At 69.0% G+C, this 17,880-nt stretch carries 13 protein-coding genes and 1 pseudogene; 5 read left to right on the top strand and 9 right to left on the bottom strand.

The features are described from left to right. Window positions 1–7 precede the first annotated feature (7 nt). The gene (locus GTZ93_RS21120) at window positions 8–925 is read right to left on the bottom strand and encodes a LysR family transcriptional regulator (RefSeq protein ID WP_161662952.1); all 918 of its coding nucleotides are present in this window, start codon (window positions 923–925) and stop codon (window positions 8–10) included. Between the two features lie 67 nt (window positions 926–992). Between GTZ93_RS21120 and GTZ93_RS21115 the strand changes: the two genes are divergently transcribed. Continuing rightward, window positions 993–2,006, top strand: coding sequence for an NAD(P)-dependent alcohol dehydrogenase (locus GTZ93_RS21115; RefSeq protein WP_139922847.1), 1,014 nt, complete (start codon window positions 993–995; stop codon window positions 2,004–2,006). Further along, window positions 1,952–2,347, top strand: a complete 396-nt coding sequence (locus GTZ93_RS21110) for a winged helix-turn-helix transcriptional regulator (RefSeq protein ID WP_139922845.1) — start codon at window positions 1,952–1,954, stop codon at window positions 2,345–2,347. Before GTZ93_RS21115 ends, GTZ93_RS21110 begins: the two co-directional genes overlap by 55 nt. A 61-nt stretch (window positions 2,348–2,408) precedes the next feature. Here the strand turns inward: GTZ93_RS21110 and GTZ93_RS21105 are convergent, their stop codons facing one another. The 4 genes from GTZ93_RS21105 to GTZ93_RS21090 form a co-directional block, all read right to left on the bottom strand. Further along, window positions 2,409–3,236, bottom strand: coding sequence for a helix-turn-helix transcriptional regulator (locus tag GTZ93_RS21105; RefSeq protein WP_257979491.1), 828 nt, complete (start codon window positions 3,234–3,236; stop codon window positions 2,409–2,411). 30 nt (window positions 3,237–3,266) lie between these two features. After that, entirely contained in the window at window positions 3,267–4,262 is a 996-nt protein-coding gene (locus GTZ93_RS21100) for an aldo/keto reductase (protein WP_139922842.1), read from the bottom strand. Window positions 4,263–4,317: 55 nt separating this feature from the next. Then, a complete protein-coding gene (locus GTZ93_RS21095) occupies window positions 4,318–5,343 on the bottom strand; it encodes an aldo/keto reductase (RefSeq protein WP_139922840.1) in 1,026 nt (341 codons plus the stop codon). Window positions 5,344–5,464: 121 nt separating this feature from the next. Continuing rightward, entirely contained in the window at window positions 5,465–6,607 is a 1,143-nt protein-coding gene (locus GTZ93_RS21090) for a hypothetical protein (RefSeq protein WP_139922839.1), read from the bottom strand. Window positions 6,608–6,786: 179 nt separating this feature from the next. On the opposite strand from GTZ93_RS21090, the gene GTZ93_RS21085 reads away from it, so the two are divergent. Further along, the gene (locus tag GTZ93_RS21085; protein ID WP_161662951.1) at window positions 6,787–10,503 is read left to right on the top strand and encodes a TIGR02266 family protein; all 3,717 of its coding nucleotides are present in this window, start codon (window positions 6,787–6,789) and stop codon (window positions 10,501–10,503) included. 10 nt (window positions 10,504–10,513) lie between these two features. Next, entirely contained in the window at window positions 10,514–11,875 is a 1,362-nt protein-coding gene (gene fliB / locus GTZ93_RS21080; protein WP_139920923.1) for a flagellin lysine-N-methylase, read from the top strand. Between the two features lie 4 nt (window positions 11,876–11,879). On the opposite strand, the pseudogene GTZ93_RS21075 reads toward fliB, so the two are convergent. Continuing rightward, window positions 11,880–12,443: pseudogene (locus tag GTZ93_RS21075) on the bottom strand (DsbA family oxidoreductase); the annotation flags it as partial. Between the two features lie 182 nt (window positions 12,444–12,625). On the opposite strand from GTZ93_RS21075, the gene GTZ93_RS21070 reads away from it, so the two are divergent. Continuing rightward, complete coding sequence (locus GTZ93_RS21070) at window positions 12,626–14,656, top strand: S9 family peptidase (protein WP_139920925.1); 2,031 nt, start codon at window positions 12,626–12,628, stop codon at window positions 14,654–14,656. 55 nt (window positions 14,657–14,711) lie between these two features. On the opposite strand, the gene GTZ93_RS21065 is transcribed toward GTZ93_RS21070, so the two are convergent. The 3 genes from GTZ93_RS21065 to GTZ93_RS21055 form a co-directional block, all read right to left on the bottom strand. Then, window positions 14,712–14,990: a hypothetical protein gene (locus GTZ93_RS21065; RefSeq protein ID WP_120598838.1), complete on the bottom strand. Its 279-nt coding sequence runs from the start codon at window positions 14,988–14,990 to the stop codon at window positions 14,712–14,714. 79 nt (window positions 14,991–15,069) lie between these two features. Further along, on the bottom strand, window positions 15,070–15,783 hold the full coding sequence (locus tag GTZ93_RS21060; protein WP_139920927.1) for a DUF4142 domain-containing protein: 714 nt from the start codon (window positions 15,781–15,783) through the stop codon (window positions 15,070–15,072). Window positions 15,784–16,117: 334 nt separating this feature from the next. Continuing rightward, entirely contained in the window at window positions 16,118–17,878 is a 1,761-nt protein-coding gene (locus GTZ93_RS21055) for a peptidase MA family metallohydrolase (protein WP_167548262.1), read from the bottom strand. Window positions 17,879–17,880: the final 2 nt, after the last annotated feature.

The raw sequence follows: 17,880 nt of genomic DNA, 5'->3' as shown, positions 1-17,880 counted from the left end.
CGTGGGCCTACCCAGTCGCCAGGCCCACGGCGCGTACCGCGTCCTGCACGAGACCGCGGACCCACGCGTGCTTCGGGTCGCCCTCGTTCCCAAGGTGCCAGGCCAGGAGCATCTCGATGGGAGGCATCGGGACAGGCAGCGGCCGAAGCGCGAGCCCGAGTGCCTTCGCGTGCGAGGTGGCGAAGCTGCGCGGAAGGACAGCGAGCCGGTCCGAGCCTAGAACGAGCGGCAGTGCCAGGGAGAACGTGGTCACCACGCGCGTCACGCGACGCGAGAACCCCTCCTTCCCCAGGAGCACGTCGATGCCGCCGCGTCGCGACTGCGCGAGTGGGGCCACCAGGACGTGCTCCCACTCGGTGAACCGTTTCAGGGACATGCGCCCGGTGGCGAGGGGATGCGCCCCGCGCATGACGCAGACGAAGTCGTCGACGAACAGGCGCTGCGAGCGCAGGTCTCGCTCCTTCGCGACCTCCGGGACGATGGCAATCCCGCCGTGCTCACGCAGGAACGCCCCCAGGTCCGGCGTCTGGGTCCGGAGCGTGAGCAGGGCCCCGGGAGCACGCGTCCCGAGGAGATGGTCGAACGTCGGCAGGAGCAGCTCCGCGACGCGGTCCGACGTCGTCACGTAGATGTCCCAGGTCGCGGTCGCCGGATCGAAGGGACGCCCCTGGTTGAACAGACGCTCGGCCGCCAGCATCACCTCTTTGGCGGGCGCGCGAAGCTCCTCGGCCCTTTGCGTTCGCACGAGCGACCTTCCGTTGCGGACCAGGAGCGGGTCGCCGAAGTCGACGCGCAGCCGGTGCAGGGCATTGCTCGCCGCCGCGGGCGTGATTCCCAGCTTCTTCGCCGCGCGCGTGACGTGAGCTTCTTCGAGCAGGTGATGGAGCGCGCGCACGTGGTTCAGGTCGAAGGCCGAGAGTTTCACGGCATGAACAATAGGACTTCCCACCATCAAGTTCCGCGAATTCACGCCGCCTCGTACCTTGAGGCCCATGAACGCACTCACCTACAGCCGCTTCGGCGGTCCCGAACTCCTGCAGCACACCCAGCAGCCGGCGCCCCGCGTCCGCGCCCACCACCTCCTCATCCGCGTCCGAGCCGTCTCGGTGAATCCCATCGACGGGAAGATCCGGCGTGGCGAGCTGAAGTTGCTCAGCGGTGCCCATTTCCCGAAGTCGCCCGGCTCGGACTTCGCCGGTGTCGTCGAGGAGGTGGGGGCGGGCGTCGAGGGTTTCTCTGTCGGAGACCGCGTGTTCGGCTTCCCCGGTAGCATGCGCGAGGGAACGCTCGCCGGACTCATCACGGTCGCGGCGAAGTCCGTCGCCAGGATTCCGTCAGGGCTCGATGACGTCGGGGCCGCGGCGGTCTCGACGGTGGGGCTCGCGGCGCTCCAGGCCTTGCGTGACGTCGCGCGCGTCGCTCCCGGCGAGCGAATCCTTGTCAACGGCGCGACGGGCGGTGTGGGGCTCATGTTGATCCAATTCGCCCGGTCGCGTGGCGCGCACGTCACCGCCGTCACCTCCGCCGCCGGTCTGGCGACGGCACGGCAGTTCGGTGCTCAGAGGGGCCACGACTACCGCACAGGTCCGCTCTCGATGCTCGGCGAGCGGTTCGACGTGGTCTTCGACCTGAGTACGAAGCTGCCCTTCGCTGATGCGCGCGACCTCCTCGCGCCTCGCGGCAGGCACGTGGCGTTCGAGCCTTCCCCCTTGTTGTTGATGTCCTCCGCGCTGCTCGGTCCCTTCCGTCGCCAGAAGCAACTGGTGCTCGTCACCAAGCCATCCGCCCGGGACCTCACGGAGCTCGCGGGAATGCTCCAGGCCCGGGAGCTCCTCCCGCCGCCCACGGAGGTGTTCGAGCTGTCCGACGCTCGAAGCGCGTTCGAGCGGTCCGAGCGAGGCGGCGTCATCGGCAAGGTCGTCATCCGCACGGCCCCCGCTCCCACGTCGCCTTGCTGGAGCAGAGCGAGGAGGGCATCGCGTCCAACATCCTCGCGGACAGGCTGAAGCGCCTGACCGCGTCCGGCCTGTTGTCGCGGCGACAGGATCCGAACCACCGGCAGAAGGGCATCTACAGCCTCACGGAGGTGTCCATCCAACTGGTGCCCCTGCTTGCGCACATGGGGGCCTGGGGCCGCAGGCACACGCGTCCGAGCGAGGAGCTGTCCGTGCGCGCGGAGCTGCTGGAGAAGGGGGGGCCGCCACTCTGGGACGCGTTCATGGATGAGCTGCGCCACCTGCACCTGAACGCGCCGCGCCCGGCGCGCTCGGTGTTCCAGGAGCTGCAGGCCACCTATGAGAAGGCCATGGCGCGCAAGGCCCGCCGCGCTCGGGACCAAGAGCGCTGACGGCCTGGACCATTGGAGGCGATGGCATCAGTCCACGCAGCGCAGCACGTCCCTCGTGCTTTCAACGTTCTGCGAGAGCACGCGCCATTCGCTGCGCGCTCTCGGGGCCGACAGGAGAATAGAAGAGGACTCGAAGAGTGCGTGCGTCCGGCTCGATGTGCATCAGCGTCACGTGCGCGAGCTCGATGCGGCCGGTTCCGGGGATGTTGACGATCTTCGTGCCCTCGGGCTCGGCATACAGGTCATGCTGCGTCCAGAGTCGGCGGAACTCGGGGCTCCTCGCCATCAACTCGTCCGTAATCTCCTGGAACTGCTCATGAGCACTCGCGCGCGCGGCTTCCGAGCGAAAGCGCGCAACGAGGTTTCGTGCGTGTGTCTCGTGCTCCACCGTGGTGAGCGGCGGTACCTGGCCGAGAAAGGTGTTCCGCAGGGCATTCGCGCCACGCTGATCACCCCAAAGCTTCAGCGCGGGCCCGTTCATTGCGACGACGTCCCAGCGCACGGTCGAGACAACCGCCGGATGACGATGCGCCTCGATCGTGTGCGCGAGCAGGGGGCTCACGATCGGCGGTGTTGCGGCAACCGGACGGGGCGAGCGACCTTGGGCAAGCTCGAACAGGTACGAACGTTCCGCCCCATCGAGGCGCAGCGCGCTCGAAAGTCGCTCGAGCATCGCCTCCGAAACCTGGATGTCGCGCCCCTGCTCGAGCCACGTGTACCAGCTCACCCCCACGTCGGCGAGCTGCGCGACCTCCTCGCGCCGCAGTCCCGGCGTGCGCCGCCGCGCGCCCTCGGGCAGCCCCACATCGGACGGCCGCAACCGCGCCCGGCGGGTCCGGAGAAAGTGCCCCAGCTCGGAGCGCGGAGACGACAGGGACGCGGCGGTCACGGGCCGCAGTCTAGCGCGACTCTGAGAGAGTTATCGTCCAAACCGAGCCTGGAGCCGTTCGGGCACGCGCGCGCCCTGAATGCGGATTTTAGCTGAGGCCTCCTCGATGCGCTGCAAGTCGCCCTGCGTCAGCTCGACGTCGAGCGCGCCCAGGTTCTCTTCCAACCGGTGCAGCTTCGTAGTGCCAGGGATTGGAACGAACCAAGGCTTCTGGGCCAGCACCCAGGCAAGCGCAATCTGGGCCGGCGTGGCTCGCTTGTCGTCGGCGATTTGCTGGAGCAGGCTGACCAGCGCCTGGTTCGCCTCCATCGCGTCCTGGGAGAAGCGCGGCAGCAGCCGGCGGAGGTCGTCGTCGGCCAACGGCGTGCTGGCGTCCATCTTGCCGGTCAGAAAGCCTTTCCCAAGGGGGCTGTAGGGCACCAGCCCGATGCCCAGCTCTTCCAGAGTCGGAATGATTTCGGCCTCATGCTCTCGCATCCAGAGCGAGTATTCGCTCTGCAACGCCGTCACGGGATGCACGGCGTGCGCGCGGCGGATCGTCGCCGCGCCGGCCTCCGATAGGCCAAAGTGCTTGACCTTCCCTTCGGCGATGAGGTCCTTCACGGTGCCGGCTACGTCCTCGATGGGCACCTCCGGGTCGACACGATGCTGGTAGAGCAGGTCGATTCTGTCGGTCCGCAGACGCTTCAGGGATGCGTCCGTCACTCGACGTATCTGCTCGGGTCGGCTGTCAACCCCCGACAGCGGGCTCGGCCCGTTCTCGCCGTGCTTGATGCCGAACTTGGTGGCGATCACCACCTGGTCGCGCACTGGCGCAAGTGCCGCACCGACCAACTCCTCGTTGAGAAAAGGTCCGTAGACTTCCGCGGTGTCGAAGAACGTGACGCCGCGGTCAACCGCCGCGCGCAGCAGCTTCGTCATTTCCGCGGTGTCCTTGGGCGGACCGTAGAAGAAGCTCATGCCCATACAGCCGAGGCCGAGAGCTGATACTTCCAGTCCCCGTCCAAGCTTGCGCTTTTGAGTCATACATCCTCACTTGTTATTGACTGCTCGAATGCCTTCCAGACGGCAACCGTTGACGTTAGCGAGCGTTCTTCGGCGCTCTGCCCAGGTTGCCTAGGAAATCGATCATCCAGCCCGGGTACTCGGCGGGCAGTGCGCTCACCTTGTCGAGCTCGGCGATCTCGGCGGGGTCGAGCACGAAGTCGCTCGCCTTCAGGTTGTCCCTGAGCTGCTCCTCGTTCTTCGCGCCGACAATGATTGCAGAGACGTGGGGCTTTGCGAGCAGCCACGCAAGCGCGACGCATGCGACGCTCGCGCCCTTGGCGTCGCCAATCTTCCGCATTGCGTCGATGCAGTCGAAGGCGCGGTCCTTGTTGACGGGCGGGAAGTCGAAGCTGGCTCGGCGCGAGCCGTCAGGGCCTTTGCCGTCACGACCATGCTTTCCGGACAGCAGGCCCCCGGAGAGCGGGCTCCAGACCATAAGCCCCATCTGGGCGTCGTTCAGGAGAGGCACGAGTTCGCGTTCGAGATCGCGGGTGGCGATCGTGTAGTGGGCTTGCAATGACTCGAAGCGGGCCCAACCATGGCGCGCCGCGATGCCGTTGGCCTTGGCGAGCTGCCATGCTGCGAGATTCGAGCAGCCGACGTAACGCACCTTGCCTGAACGGACCACGTCGTCGAGGGCGCGCAGTGTCTCGTCGAAGGGGGTCACCGGGTCGAAGCCGTGGATCTGGTAGAGATCGACCCAGTCGGTCCCGAGGCGCTTCAGGCTGCCATCGATGGAGCTCATGATGTGAGCGCGGGAGAGGCCCTGCTGGTTCGGACCCGGGCCGACCTTGCCGCGCACCTTCGTGGCGAGCACGACGTCTTTGCGGCGCGCGCCGAGGGCCTTGCCGAGGATCTTCTCGGACTCGCCCTCGGAGTAGACGTCAGCGGTGTCGAAGAAGTTGATGCCGCTCTCGAGCGAGATTGACACGAGTTGGTCGGCCTCGGCCTGGGCCGTCTTGCCAATGGGCTCGTAGAAGCCCTTCCCGCCGAATGTCATCGCTCCGAAACAGAGTTCAGAGACGTAAAGGCCAGTGCGGCCGAACAGTCTATAACGCATGCGAAATGCTCCTTCACGCAGGCCACCGGATGACCCGGTCGGCCTGTTCACGGCGCTCATGATGCGCCCGGCGTGAAGGGTTGCCAGAGGGAGACTTTATCCTGGGACTGCCACCACCAGGCTAAGCCGCCGCGGTGTCCAGCTTCAGGTCCTGGTTCAGCCCCGCGTCCTTGCGCACGCGCCAGATGTACTGGTCCAGGAAGTAGTGGTGCAGCGCGAAGCCCCAGATGAAGCCTTCCATCAAATCTCGCAGCGTGAGCCCGCTGCCTCCCAGCGCCACCTTCGCGTCGAACGCGCCGCAGCCCGGGTGCACGCCCATGCCGCAGCCCAGCGTCCGGTACGCCAGCGTGAACGCGAGCCCGCAGAGCGCGTAGATGACAAAGCGCTGGCTCACCTTCGGCGCCCAACCGAACGCGGCGCGGTCCACGCCTTCCGAGTGGTAGCGGTTGCGGTGAAAGAACCAGACGATGCCGTGGTACTGCACGTTGTGGAACGCCGTCACCGCCACGGTGAACATCAGGAAGTCCATCCGCCGCGACACCGACGGCCAGAACACCAGCGACGTCAGCCCCAGCGCCGCGCCCAGCATCAACAACTTGGGCCCGTTCACCCCCAGCCCCTGGCGCCATCGCCACACCTGCCTTGCCGCCAGCATCCCCACCACCGCGAGCACCAGCGCGAAGCACGCGTGCGCCACCCCGACCTCCCAGGTCGGCTCCGCCATCAGCCCCAACCGGCGCCGCGCCCCCGGATGCGTCAGCGCGAACGCCACGAACGGCGCGAGCAACCCCACGTACAGGGTCACGCTGTCCAGCCGCCGGTCCCACTCGTCCCGTTCTCCGGCCTTGCGCTGGTAGAGCACCATGATGCCGTAGTGCTGCCGCACCACATGCCAGTACGCCCACAGCGCCGCCATCGTCACGAACACCGCGAACGGCCAACGCTGCCCGGACAGCACCGACGCCGCGAACACCGTCGGCCCCGCCGCGAACCACGCCAGGCTGCCCCAGAGCAACCGGGCTCGCGCTTTCCGCTCCCGAGCGTCCAGGTACGTGCGCGACACCGTCGCGAACAGGTGCGGCCCATCCAACAGCAGCACCCAGGCCCACCACAGCGGTGGACCGCTCACGCCCCCCAGCACGTGCAACGCCATCAGCGCCAGGCTCGCGCCCAGTCCCCCGACCGTGGAGAGCAGGTCGTGCCGTCGGTCCACCAACCACCGCGCTTGCAGGGGAACCGGGGCGAAATGGGGAACCACGTTCATCGGGGGACTCCCGTCCGGCGGACCCGGACTTCTTCCTGGGGGAAACGAAGTCCCAGGATAGCGGGGACATACAGGTAAGTCAGATGCGCACCTGAAGGTCTCGAACGGGCACCGGCCGGACGGGCAGGGGGCCAGAACCCCCTTGAGGGAATGGCCCCCGGACGCGACAGTGCTGAACCATGGATCAAGGTCGGCGTACCTCGGACCGCAAGTCGGTCGGTCTGTTGGTGAAGCTCAAGCATGAGACCGTGGGGAGCTTCACCGAGGAGTTCGCCACCAACCTCAGCCCTGGGGGCATGTTCATCCGCTCGCGCACGCCGCAGCCGGTGGGCACGCCCGTGCGCTTCGAGGTGCAGATCGCCAACGGCGTGCGCGTGCTCCAGGGCACCGCGACCGTGCGCTGGGTGCGCGATGTGAACGACCCCGCGGGGCCTCCGGGCATGGGGTTGCAGTTCCAGGAGCTGGATACCGCGAGCCGCGCGCTCGTGGATCTGATGCTCCAGCGCAAGCCGGGCGGCGGTGCCGTGCCCGCCGCCGCGCCGCTGCCGTCCATTGCTCCGGTCGTGGCGCCGGGCATCGCGCCGTTGGCCGCGCCAGGAATCGCGCCGTTGACCGCGCCGGTGCGTCCGCCGGTTGCCGCCGCCGCGCCCCGACCCGCCGCCGTCCCCGCGCGCCCCGCCGCCGTCGCACCGCCCACGCGTCCCGCGCAGCCGGCCGCGGGTGGTGCCGCGCTCGATTCGCTGTTCGATGATCTGGATGCCCCGTCCTCCAGCCCCGCTCCCTCCGCGGACGAGCCGCTGTCGCTGGGCGGCGAGGACGAGCCGTTCTCGTTGGGGTCTCCGGACGAGGACATGGGGCTGGCGCAGGCGGACTCCGCGAACGACGTGGACATCCCGCTGGATGAGCTCATCGCGGGAACGCCTCCGCCCACCGTGCAGGGCGTGCTGTCGGGAGGCGACGAGCCGCTGCCGGGGCTCGACTTCGAGTTCGAGGTTCCGGTCGTGGATGAGCCCATCGCCATGGGCCAGCCCCTGGAGGAGGTGCCCATCGAAGTGGGGCTCTCCGTGGAGGACGACGCGGCTTTGGACGCGGGCGACGCGGGTGGTTTCGAGCTGGATTTCTCGGATGTCGCCCCCGCGCCGCCGCCTCGTGCCGCCCCGGTGCCTCCGCCGCCTGTGCAGCGCGCGGCCCCTCCGCCTCCGCCCGCCGCGATGCCGGTCGTGCCGCCGGTGGCTCCCGCCAAGCCCTCCGGCGGCAGCGCCGAGTTCGACTTCGACCTGTCGTCCCTGGACGACGAGGCTCCGCTGGAGCTGGCGCGCGAACCCACGTCCTCGCCGGGCCGTCAGCGGCCATTGGGGCGTGAGCCCGCGTCCTCGCCCGGCCGTGCCGCGGCGCCGGGTCTGGGGCGTGAGCCTGGATCCGCCGCCGGCCGTGCTCCGGGTCTTGGACGCGAGCCTGGATCCGCGGCGGGTCGCGCCACCGTGCCGGGCCTGGGACTTGAGCCTCGCTCTTCTGGAGGTCGTCCCGCGGCGCCGGGTCTGGGACTTGAGCCTCGCTCTTCTGGAGGTCGTCCCGCGGTGCCAGGCCTGGGACTTGAGCCTGGCTCCGCCGCCGGCCGTGCCGCAGCGCCGGGCCTGGGACGTGAGCCCGGATCCGCCGCCGGACGTCCCTCCGTGCCGGGTCTGGGACTGGAGCCTGGATCCGCGGCGGGGCGTGCACCTGGACTGGGCCGCGAGCCTGGATCCGTGGCGGGACGTCCCGCGGCGCGCGCTCCCGGTGAGCTGCCGTTGGAGCCCGGCTCCTTCGCCAATCGTCCCGCGGCGCCCGGCCTGGGCCGCGAGCCCGGTTCCGCCGCGGGCCGCGCTCCCGACCTCTCCCAGGAGCCTGCGTCGTCCTGGGGCCGCGCTGTCCCGCAGCAGTCTCCCGCGCCGCAGCCGCCTCCCGCGCCGCGCCCGTCCGGCGGCAGCGCCGAGTTCGACCTGGACCTGTCCATCGACGACGACGGGCCGCTGGAACTGGCGCGCGAGCCCGTGTCCTCGGCGGGCCGTCCCGCCGCGCGGCCCATGGCTCCTCCGCCGCAGCCGCCACCGAGCACGCTTCCTCCCTCTGTGCGTCAGGCCCCGCCCGCGCCCGCTGCTCCGGTGGCCCCCGCGACGCTCGCGCCCGCCGCCGCGCCGGTGGCCTCCGCGCCGCCTCCCCTGGATGCCAATGGGCAGGTGCGTCCCATCTACCTCACGCCGCCGCAGACAATCGCCGGTACGGGGCCGGTCATCGGCATCGACCTGGGCACCACCAACTCCTGCGTGGCGCTCCTGTCCAACGGCCGTCCCGTCGTGCTGCGCTCGCGCGAGGGCTACAACACCATCCCGTCCGTCATCTCGCTGAGCGCGCAGAACAAGCTGCTCATCAGCCACCGCGCGAAGAACCAGCTCGTCCTGCGGCCCACGCACACCATCTACGGCGCGAAGCGCCTGGTGGGCCGTCCCTACGACAGCGCCGTGGTGAAGCAGGTGCGCGAGCGCTTCCACTACGAAATCACTCCGGATGCCGCCGGCCGCGCCGCCGTGCGCCTGGGCACCGACGTGCTGTCGCTGGAAGAGGTGCAGGGCCTCATCCTGCGCGAGTGCAAGGAGATGGCTGAAACCCATCTCAACCAGAAGGTGGAGCGCGCCGTGGTGACGGTGCCGGCCTACTACTCCGAGCCCCAGCGTGAAGCGGTCCGCAAGGCAGGCGCGATGGCCGGCCTCAAGGTGGAGCGCATCCTCAACGAGCCCACGTCCGCGGCGCTCGCGTACGGCCTCAACCGCGAGCTCAACAAGAAGGTGCTCGTCTACGACCTGGGCGGCGGCACCTTCGACGCGACCATCCTGCGCATCGAGAAGAACGTCTTCGAGGTGCTGGGCACCGGCGGCGACATCTTCCTGGGCGGTATCGACTTCGACAACCTCATCGTCGACTTCCTCCTGGAGCGCTTCCAGGAGAAGGAAGGCATCGCGTTCAACGGGGACGGCATCGCCCTGTCGCGCGTGGGTGACGCCGCCGAGCGCGCGAAGATGGCGCTGTCCGAGCGCAGCACGTTCGAGGTCCACATCCCCATGTTGATGATGGACGACGCGGGCCGTCCCCGGGACCTGCGCGTGACGATGTCGCGCCAGGACCTGGAGAAGATCTGCGACCCGTTGCTCAACCGCACCATCGACGTGGTGCGCGACGTGCTCCTGGACTCCAAGCTGAAGGCCTCGGAGGTGGACGACATCATCCTGGTGGGCGGCATGAGCCGCATGCCGCTGGTGCGCGACAAGCTCAAGGGCCTCTTCATCAAGAACGCGCAGGCGAGCGTCAACGCGGACGAGGCCGTGGCGCTGGGCGCGGCGCTGTACTCGGGCTCGGTGGACAAGGTGAGCAGCGTGGTGCTCATCGACGTGCTGCCCATGACCATTGGCGTGGCCATGCCCGGTGGCGGCTTCAAGCGCGTCATCGAGCGCAACAGCCCGCTGCCCACGCAGCGCTCGTTCGCCATCAGCACGTCGCAGGACAACGAGGAGCGGATGGAGCTGTCCGTCTTCCAGGGCGAGGACAACCACATCTCCGCCAACGAGTACCTGGGCACTGTGCGCATGGAAGGTCTCCCAAAAGGCCCCAAGGGCTCCGTGCGCGTCGCCGTCACGCTCAAACTCGACTCCGAATGCGTGCTGCACGTGGAGGCGCGTGAGTACTCGACGCGCAAGGAAGTGAAGGCGACGCTCGCCACGCGCTACTCGCCGGAGGAGCTCCAGAAGCAGCTCCAGGTGAGCAAGGAGGCGGTGAGCGCCGCCGAGGAGCGCCGGGGCGCGGATCTCAAGGATCGCGCGGGCCGCTTCTGGGGGTTCGTGAAGAAGGCGCTGGGTCGCAAGTAGACTGGGCTCCATGACCGCCTCGGCCCCCCGCTACATGGCGCGCTTCCGTTGCATCGCGGAAGCGTGCGAGGACACCTGCTGCGCGGGGCTCACCGTGCCCATCAGCGAGTCGCGCTGGAGCCTGCTGCGCCAGAAGGTCGCGGGCACACCGGACGAAGCGAACGTCGCGGCGCTGATCAAGCCGAACCCGGATGGAGCCACGGGTCAGCAGGCGGGCATCCTGGGCAAGCGCGCGGACGGGCACTGCGCCTTCCTGGATGAGGCGAAGCTGTGCTCGCTCCAGCGCCGCTACGGTGAAGCAGTGCTGCCGGACGGCTGCTCGGTCTTCCCGCGAGTGCTGACGCGCTGGGGCGCGCAGGTGGAGATGGCCGGGTCGCTCGCGTGTCCGGAGACGGCGCGCCTGTGCCTGCTGGCGGAGGACGCGCTGGTGCGCGAGCCCGTGCCCGAGGAACAGGCCCTGCGCCCGCAGGTCGCGCGGCAGGTGGCGGCCGGAGACGACGCGTGGACGGCCCACGCGGACACCGTGCGCGAAGCGATGCTGCGGCTCCTACAGCGGCGCGAAGTCCCGTTCGCCGCGAGGCTGTACGCGCTGGGCCGCATGGCGCTGGACCTGGGCGACTTCTACTTCCCGGGGACCACGGCGTTCGCTTCAGCGGCAGGCGAGGAATCGCGGCATCCCAGCGCGAGCGACGCCTCCGAGCCCGAGGTGCGCGGGCCCATGACGGACTCCGCACCGGATGCGAGCGAGACCCGCGCGGAAGCGGCCGAAGCGCGGCTCGCGCGTGTCCTGCGCGAGTACGAATCCACGGACACCCTCGCGTCCTTGAGCGCGCAGCTCGAAGCGCTGGAGTTGCCCGGAGGCCCGTGGGCCGGCATCTGCGGCGCAGTGCTCCGTTCACGTGAGGCCGCCGTGAGCAGTCCGCGCTTCCTCTCGCTCATGAGCGCCGTGCGCGCGTCCTACGGTGGCGCGGACACGCATCCAGACCAGGCGTGGGAACTCCATGCCGCCCGGCGCTCCGCCCTGGAGTCCCTGCACGGCGAGCGCGTGCACCAGTACTTCCTGCACCACGCGCTCAACCACTTCCTGCGCCACCCGTTCACCGAGGCCGAGAGCCTCCTGAACGCCGTGTTCCTGCTCGTGCTGCGCGCCTCCGTGGTGCGCTGGGTGCTGCTGGGGCACCCGGCCGTGGTGGCGCTGCTGGAGGCTCCTGGCACGCCCGAGGCCGCGCTGGACGACGCCGCCGTGGAGGCGTTCCAGGTCGTCGCCAAGCACGTGGAACAGGCGCCCTCGTTCCTGGACTTCGCCAAGGGGCTGGCCGGCGAAGGTCCGGAGACCTTCGCGCGGCTGCTCATCCTGGTGAAGGGCCTGTAGCTCCTCAGCCCTGCTGCTTCGGCTTCGCGCCCAACTGCTGCATGGCCCGCTGGAATGACGGGTACTCGTGCGCGCCCTGGATGGCCACCTTCTCCCCCAGGATGAAGGTCGGCACCGCGCGGATGCCCATCTCCTGGGCCTCGCGCACGGACTCCTCCACCACCTGCCGGTAGCGGCCTTCCTCCACCGCGCGCTGGAGTTCGTCCGGATCCAACCCGGCCTCCACGCCCGCGGCCCGCAGCGTGTCCCACTGCCAGAGGTCCTGACCTTCACTCCAGTAGCGCCGCAGGATGGCGGCCTGGAAGGGCTCCAGCCTGCCTTGGGCGCGCGCGTACTCCGCCGCCTCGTGCGCTCGGCGCGTGGACGGGATGATGTCCCGCTGCACCATCGTCAGCCCGGCCTTCGCGGCTCGGAGCTTCAGCGGGTTGTTGGGATCCTTCATCCCCTGGCGCACGTAGTCGGGCAACGGCAGCCCTTCCGGAGGCGTCTCCGGGCGCAGGAAGTAGGGGTGCCACTCCACCTGGACGTCGTATTCCTTCTTCAGCTTCTCGACCTCACCGAGGCCGACGTAACACCAGGGTCAAACGAAGTCGGACCAGATGTGGACAACGATGGGTGCGCTCATGGGCTGAATCTCTAGCACCGTGCGTCAGGGCCTTCCACCCCTTCCACCGGGGCCCGCATCCATCGGTGGACAGTCCGCCCTCCCGAAGGCACGGTCCGGGTTCCATTTCTCCGGAGGAACCTTCCGTGCCCCTGTCGCTCCTCGCGGCCCTGGCGCTCGGCGCCAACCCCGCGCCCGCGCCTCATCCGTTCAATCAACAGGACCTGGTCACGCTGCGCCGGCTCAGCAGCCCGCGCGTCTCGCCCGACGGCCGTCAGGTCGCCTACGTCCTGCGCTCCACCGATATGGAGGCGAACCGCGGCCGCACCGACCTGTGGCTCGCCAACCTGGATGGCTCCGCGCCGCGCCAGCTCACCTCCCACCCGGACAGCGACACCGACCCCGTCTGGGCTCCGGACGGCAAGAGCCTCTTCTTCCTGTCGTCGCGCGGCGGCTCGTCACAGGTGTGGCGCCTGCCGTTGGATGGCGGCGAACCGCTTCCGGTCACGAAGCTGCCGCTGGACGTGAACAGCTTCGTGCTGTCGCGTGATGGCCAGCAGCTCGCGGTGGCGCTGGACGCGCGCCCTGACTGCGCGGACCTCGCGTGCAGCACCCAGCGCGCTGCGGAGGCCTCCAAGAAGAAGACCACCGGCCGCGCGTATGATCAGCTCTTCGCCCGCCACTGGGACACCTGGAAGGACGGCACGCGTTCGCACCTGTTCGTCGTCCCCGTGGCCGGCGGCACGGCCGTGGACGTGATGAAGGGCATGGACGCGGACGCGCCCAGCAAGCCCTTTGGCGGCGCGGAGGAGTTCACCTTCACTCCGGACGGCAAGGGCATCGTCTTCGCCGCGCGCGACGTGGGCCGCACCGAGTCGTGGTCCACCGACCTGGACCTGTTCCTCGCGTCCGTCGACGGCAAGACGAAGCCTAGCAAGCTCACGGAGAAGAACCGCGCCACGGACACCAGCCCCGTGTTCAGCCCGGACGGCAAGACGCTCGCGTACGTGGCCATGTCCCGCCCTGGCTTCGAGGCCGACCGCTTCCGCGTCATCCTGCGCACGTGGCCGGGTGGCCAGGAGCGCGTGCTGACCCAGGATTGGGACCGCTCGGCTGGCTCGCTCGCGTGGAGCAAGGACGGCGCCACGCTCTTCACCACCGCCAACGACGTGGGGCAGAACACCGTGTTCGCCCTGGACGTGGCCACCGGCAAGGCGCGCAGCCTCACCCAGGGTGGCAACGCGGACGGCGCCCAGCCTGCGGCGGACGGCCAGGTCGTCTACGCGATGGATGACCTGGACTCGCCTGCGGACCTGTACGCGGTGAAGGCGGACGGCACCGGCACGCGGCAGCTCACCCAGGTGAACAAGGACGCGCTCGCGGGCCTGAAGTTCGGCGCCTTCGAGCAGTTCAACTTCCCGGGCTGGAACAACGAGACGGTGCACGGCTACGTGGTGAAGCCCGTGGACTTCGACCCGAAGCGCCAGTACCCGCTGGCCTTCCTCATCCACGGCGGACCGCAGGGCAGCTTCGGCAACCACTTCCATTACCGGTGGAACCCGCAGGTGTACGCGGGCCGCGGCTACGTGGCGGTGATGATCGACTTCCACGGCTCCACCGGCTACGGCCAGGCCTTCACGGACTCCATCTCCGGGGACTGGGGCGGCAAGCCGCTGGAGGACCTGCAGAAGGGCCTGAACGCCGCGCTCCAGAAGTACTCCTTCATCCACAAGACGAAGCGGTGCGCGCTGGGCGGCAGCTACGGCGGGTATATGATCAACTGGATCGCCGGTAACTGGGCGGACGGCTTCCAGTGCCTCGTGAACCACGACGGCATCTTCGACGAGCGCGCCGCCTACTACGACACCGAGGAGCTGTGGTTCCCCGAGTGGGAGCACAAGGCGCTGCCCTGGGAGAAGCCGGAGTCGTACGAGAAGTTCAACCCGGTGAACCAGGTGGCGAAGTGGAAGACGCCCATGCTCGTCATCCACGGCGGCAAGGACTACCGCGTGGTGGATACGCAGGGCATCGCCACCTTCACCGCGCTCCAGCGCCGCGGCATCCCGTCCCGCTTCCTCTACTTCCCGGACGAGAACCACTGGGTGCTCAAGCCGCAGAACAGCATCCAGTGGCACGACGAGGTGCTGGGCTGGCTGGACCGCTGGACGCGCAAGTAGCGCGCCCGGCGAAAGTGAGCCCTGGGGCGTTGCGCCCCAGGGCTTCATGCACGTTTCAGGGAATGCCGAAGCAGTCGTCGATGCAGCTGGCGATGACCTCCGCGCAGGTGCGGTCGGAGATGCACTGCGAGCACTCCGCGGTGCGCTCGCGGCGTTTGTCCTGCTCGCTCTCCTTCTCTTCCTCCCAGGCGCCAACCTTCTCGGCGCACTTGCCAGTGTCCAGGTCGGAGTCGAAGCACTGCTTGCGGTAGTCGCAGATGGCGTCGGCGTCGTTGGAGCAGCCGGTGAGGAGCAGCACGGAGACACAGGAGGCCAGGGCAATCAGTCGGGACATGGCCCGGCACTATGCACGCGGATGACGCCTCCCGTGAATGCACTTCAAGGGAGGCGCCGCGCACTTCACCGCTGCTGCATTACTTCGTCTTCGTCGCACCGCCGGTGGAGCCGTGGTCCATGGAGCCGTGCTCCATGGTGCCGCCCTGCGTGCCGGCGCCGCCCACGCCCATGGCGTCGTCCAGCTTGCCCAGCGTCTGGTAGGCCATGTCGCGATGCCGGGGCAGTTCCTGGGTGAGGTTCGTGAGCAGCGTGGCCAGCTCGCCCGTGGCGCCCATGCCCTGCTGGGCGGCCATCACCTTGCCGATGGCGGCGTCATGCGCGCCAACCTGTCCGGCCATGTACGTCGAGTCGAACGGCGCGCCCTTCAGCGCCTGGAGCTTCTCCATGTCCGCCTTGTCCGCGGCCATGGCCTTCTTCTCCATGTCGTTGGTGGCCTTGGGCATCTCCGCCAGCTTCATGTTCTGCGACTTCGCATAGTCCATGACCTTCTGGTCAGCGGTCGTGTGCGCGTCCACCATCATCTTGGCGTAGCTCTGCACGTCCGGGTTCTGCGAGTTCTGCTGCGCGAGCTTCGCCTGCTTGATCTCCGACTGGTTGATGTAGTGCAGGCGCTCCAGGAAGGCCTTGGGATCCGCGGGGACGATGAAGCCCTTGAACTCCACCGTGCCCTTGGCGACGGTGGGCGTCTTCTCTCCGACTGGCGGGTTGGCGGACGTGGCGCTCTGGGCCAGCGAGACGCCGCCGGTGAAGAGGACCGCGGCGAGGGTGACTCCATGCAGGGTGCGCTTCATTGGGTGCTGCTCCTTTTCAGAGCCTCGGATGTGAGGCGGGTCAAGGCCGGTGGACCGGACACACTTCCGGATCCGCGCGGCGCACGTTGGAGCAGGGCGCGACAGCGAACCCAGAGGGTGGGAGGACGGACGTGTGCCAATTCACGTTGCGTCCCGGACCCGGTGCGGCAGTGGACAGCACCACTGCCCCCGGGAGCGGGCGCGGACGTTCAGCACCACACGGCTGTCTGGGAACGCCATCCCGTCCTCCTCGTGCCCGGAAAGCCAGGCATCCCGCGAGGGAGGGAAGAGAACGGAGGCAGGGCCCCGGCTGGCTGGCCGCCGGGGAGGAGGGCTACTTCGCGGGCTGCGGCGCCGGCTTCGGAGCGGCCTTCGGCTTCGGGGCGTCGGGCGTGCCGGCGGGGACGTTCTTCGTTTCGGACAGCTCGTCCTCTGCGCGCAGGAAGGCCTGGGCGGCGCGGTCCACGTCGTCGGGCTTGAGGCCCGTGAGGTTGGCGGCGGCCCCGCGCGTGCGCGCCGCGAGCGCCGTCTCCCCCAGCGCGCCGTGGATGCGCGTGAGGGCCACATGGATCTCCGGGTCGAACGGATCCGACGCCAGCGCCTCCAGGTACGCCGTCTTCGCCTTCGGGTAGTCCTTGCGGAACAGCAGGATGCGGCCCAGGTGCACGTTGGTGGAGGGCGAGCCCGGGTGCATGCGCAGCGAGCCGCGCAGCACGGACTCCGCCTCATCCAGCCGGCGCAGCTCCAGCAGCGCGAGCGCGAACTTGTTGGACACCGACTCGTACTTGTCGCCCACCAGCTTGTGCGCTCGCGAGTACTCCTCCGCGGCGGCCTTCACGCGGTTGCGCTCGCGCAGCACCTCACCCAGGTGCGCGAACTTGCGCGCGGGGACTTCGGTCACCTCGGAGAAGCCGCCGAAGGAGATTTCACGCCCCTTCTTCTCGCTGTCCTTCTGCGCGCCCTTGGCGTCCTCCTTGAGCACCACGCGGTCGTCGCGCGGCACCAGCTCCTGGGGGAAGGGCTGCTTCTTCACGTAGTACAGCCAGGTCTTCTCGAAGAGGGGGAAGGGCATGCCCGTCGCCACCTCCACCGCCTTCTTGTCCGGCTGGCCCGCCTTCAGCTCCTGCAAGAGGGCGCGCAGGCCCGCGGTGCCCTTGGTGCCGTGGATGTAGTCGATGGCGTAGAACACCTCCGCGAACGCGGTGGCCGCGTCCTCCGCCGTGGGCAGCATGGCGATGGAGGGGTGCATCTTCTCGAAGGGGATGAGCTTGTCCTCCTTCACGCGCTTGCCCAAGAGCGCCTGCGTGGAGGGCGTCATGGCCAGGCCACCCTTGCCGCGCCAGCGCGACTCCAGGAACTTGGCCAGGCCTTCGTGCAGCCAGATGGGCACGGTGTTGTGGGACATCTGGCTGACCACCAGGTGCACGTACTCGTGCGCCAGCGTGTCCTGCCAGTCGTAGCCCTGCGCCACGGCCTTGGGGCTCGTGACCATCAGCTTGTTGAACTTGCAGATGGCGATGGTGCCCGTGGTGCGGATCTGCTTCTCCGTCAGCGTGCTGACGCGGGACAGCTCGCGCGCGTTGTTCACCACCTCCACGCGCACCTTGCCCGGCGGCGTCCAGCCCAGGTCCTCCGCGAGCGCCCGGTGGATGGCCTCCAGCGTCTCCAGCGCGTAGGGCACCAGAATCTCCTCCTTGCCCTTCGGGTAGAAGAAGATGAAGTGCTCGCTCTCCGCGCGCTGGTGGTCCTTGACGATGGTGCGCGTGTCCTTGGCGAGCCGCAGGTAGCTGCCCGGCTTGTCCTCGATGTTGGCGCCTTCCAGCAGCGTCACCGCGTCGTCGTACTGGCCCTCCTCGAAGGCCACGCGCCCCTGGAAGTACTTCAGGGGCTCCAGCTCGGAGGGTACGCGCTTCTCGACCTCGGCCAGCTCGCGGCGGGCGCTTCCCACGTCCCAGTCGTCCAGCGACTGCTCCACCTTGCCCAGCCGCTGCTTCACCTCTTCCTTGAGGGCGGCGTCGGGCGGCTGCGCGAAGGCCGTGGGGACGGCGAGGAGGAGGGCGCACAGGACGCCCAGGCCCGGGATGGTCGCGTGCATGC

Source organism: Corallococcus exiguus (assembly GCF_009909105.1).
Classification (GTDB): Bacteria; Myxococcota; Myxococcia; order Myxococcales; family Myxococcaceae; genus Corallococcus; species Corallococcus exiguus.
Note: the sequence above shows the minus strand (reverse complement) of the source record. Positions and strands in the feature narration are given on the sequence as shown.

Bases quoted from the DNA above. Each gene is read 5' to 3' on its own strand.
- GTZ93_RS21100 (WP_139922842.1), bottom strand. From the start codon at position 4,262: ATGACTCAAAAGCGCAAGCTTGGACGGGGACTGGAAGTATCAGCTCTC.
- GTZ93_RS21055 (WP_167548262.1), bottom strand. From the start codon at position 17,878: ATGCACGCGACCATCCCGGGCCTGGGCGTCCTGTGCGCCCTCCTCCTC.
- GTZ93_RS21115 (WP_139922847.1), top strand. From the start codon at position 993: ATGAACGCACTCACCTACAGCCGCTTCGGCGGTCCCGAACTCCTGCAG.
- GTZ93_RS21065 (WP_120598838.1), bottom strand. From the start codon at position 14,990: ATGTCCCGACTGATTGCCCTGGCCTCCTGTGTCTCCGTGCTGCTCCTC.
- GTZ93_RS21085 (WP_161662951.1), top strand. From the start codon at position 6,787: ATGGATCAAGGTCGGCGTACCTCGGACCGCAAGTCGGTCGGTCTGTTG.
- GTZ93_RS21060 (WP_139920927.1), bottom strand. From the start codon at position 15,783: ATGAAGCGCACCCTGCATGGAGTCACCCTCGCCGCGGTCCTCTTCACC.
- GTZ93_RS21090 (WP_139922839.1), bottom strand. From the start codon at position 6,607: ATGAACGTGGTTCCCCATTTCGCCCCGGTTCCCCTGCAAGCGCGGTGG.
- GTZ93_RS21095 (WP_139922840.1), bottom strand. From the start codon at position 5,343: ATGCGTTATAGACTGTTCGGCCGCACTGGCCTTTACGTCTCTGAACTC.
- fliB (WP_139920923.1), top strand. From the start codon at position 10,514: ATGACCGCCTCGGCCCCCCGCTACATGGCGCGCTTCCGTTGCATCGCG.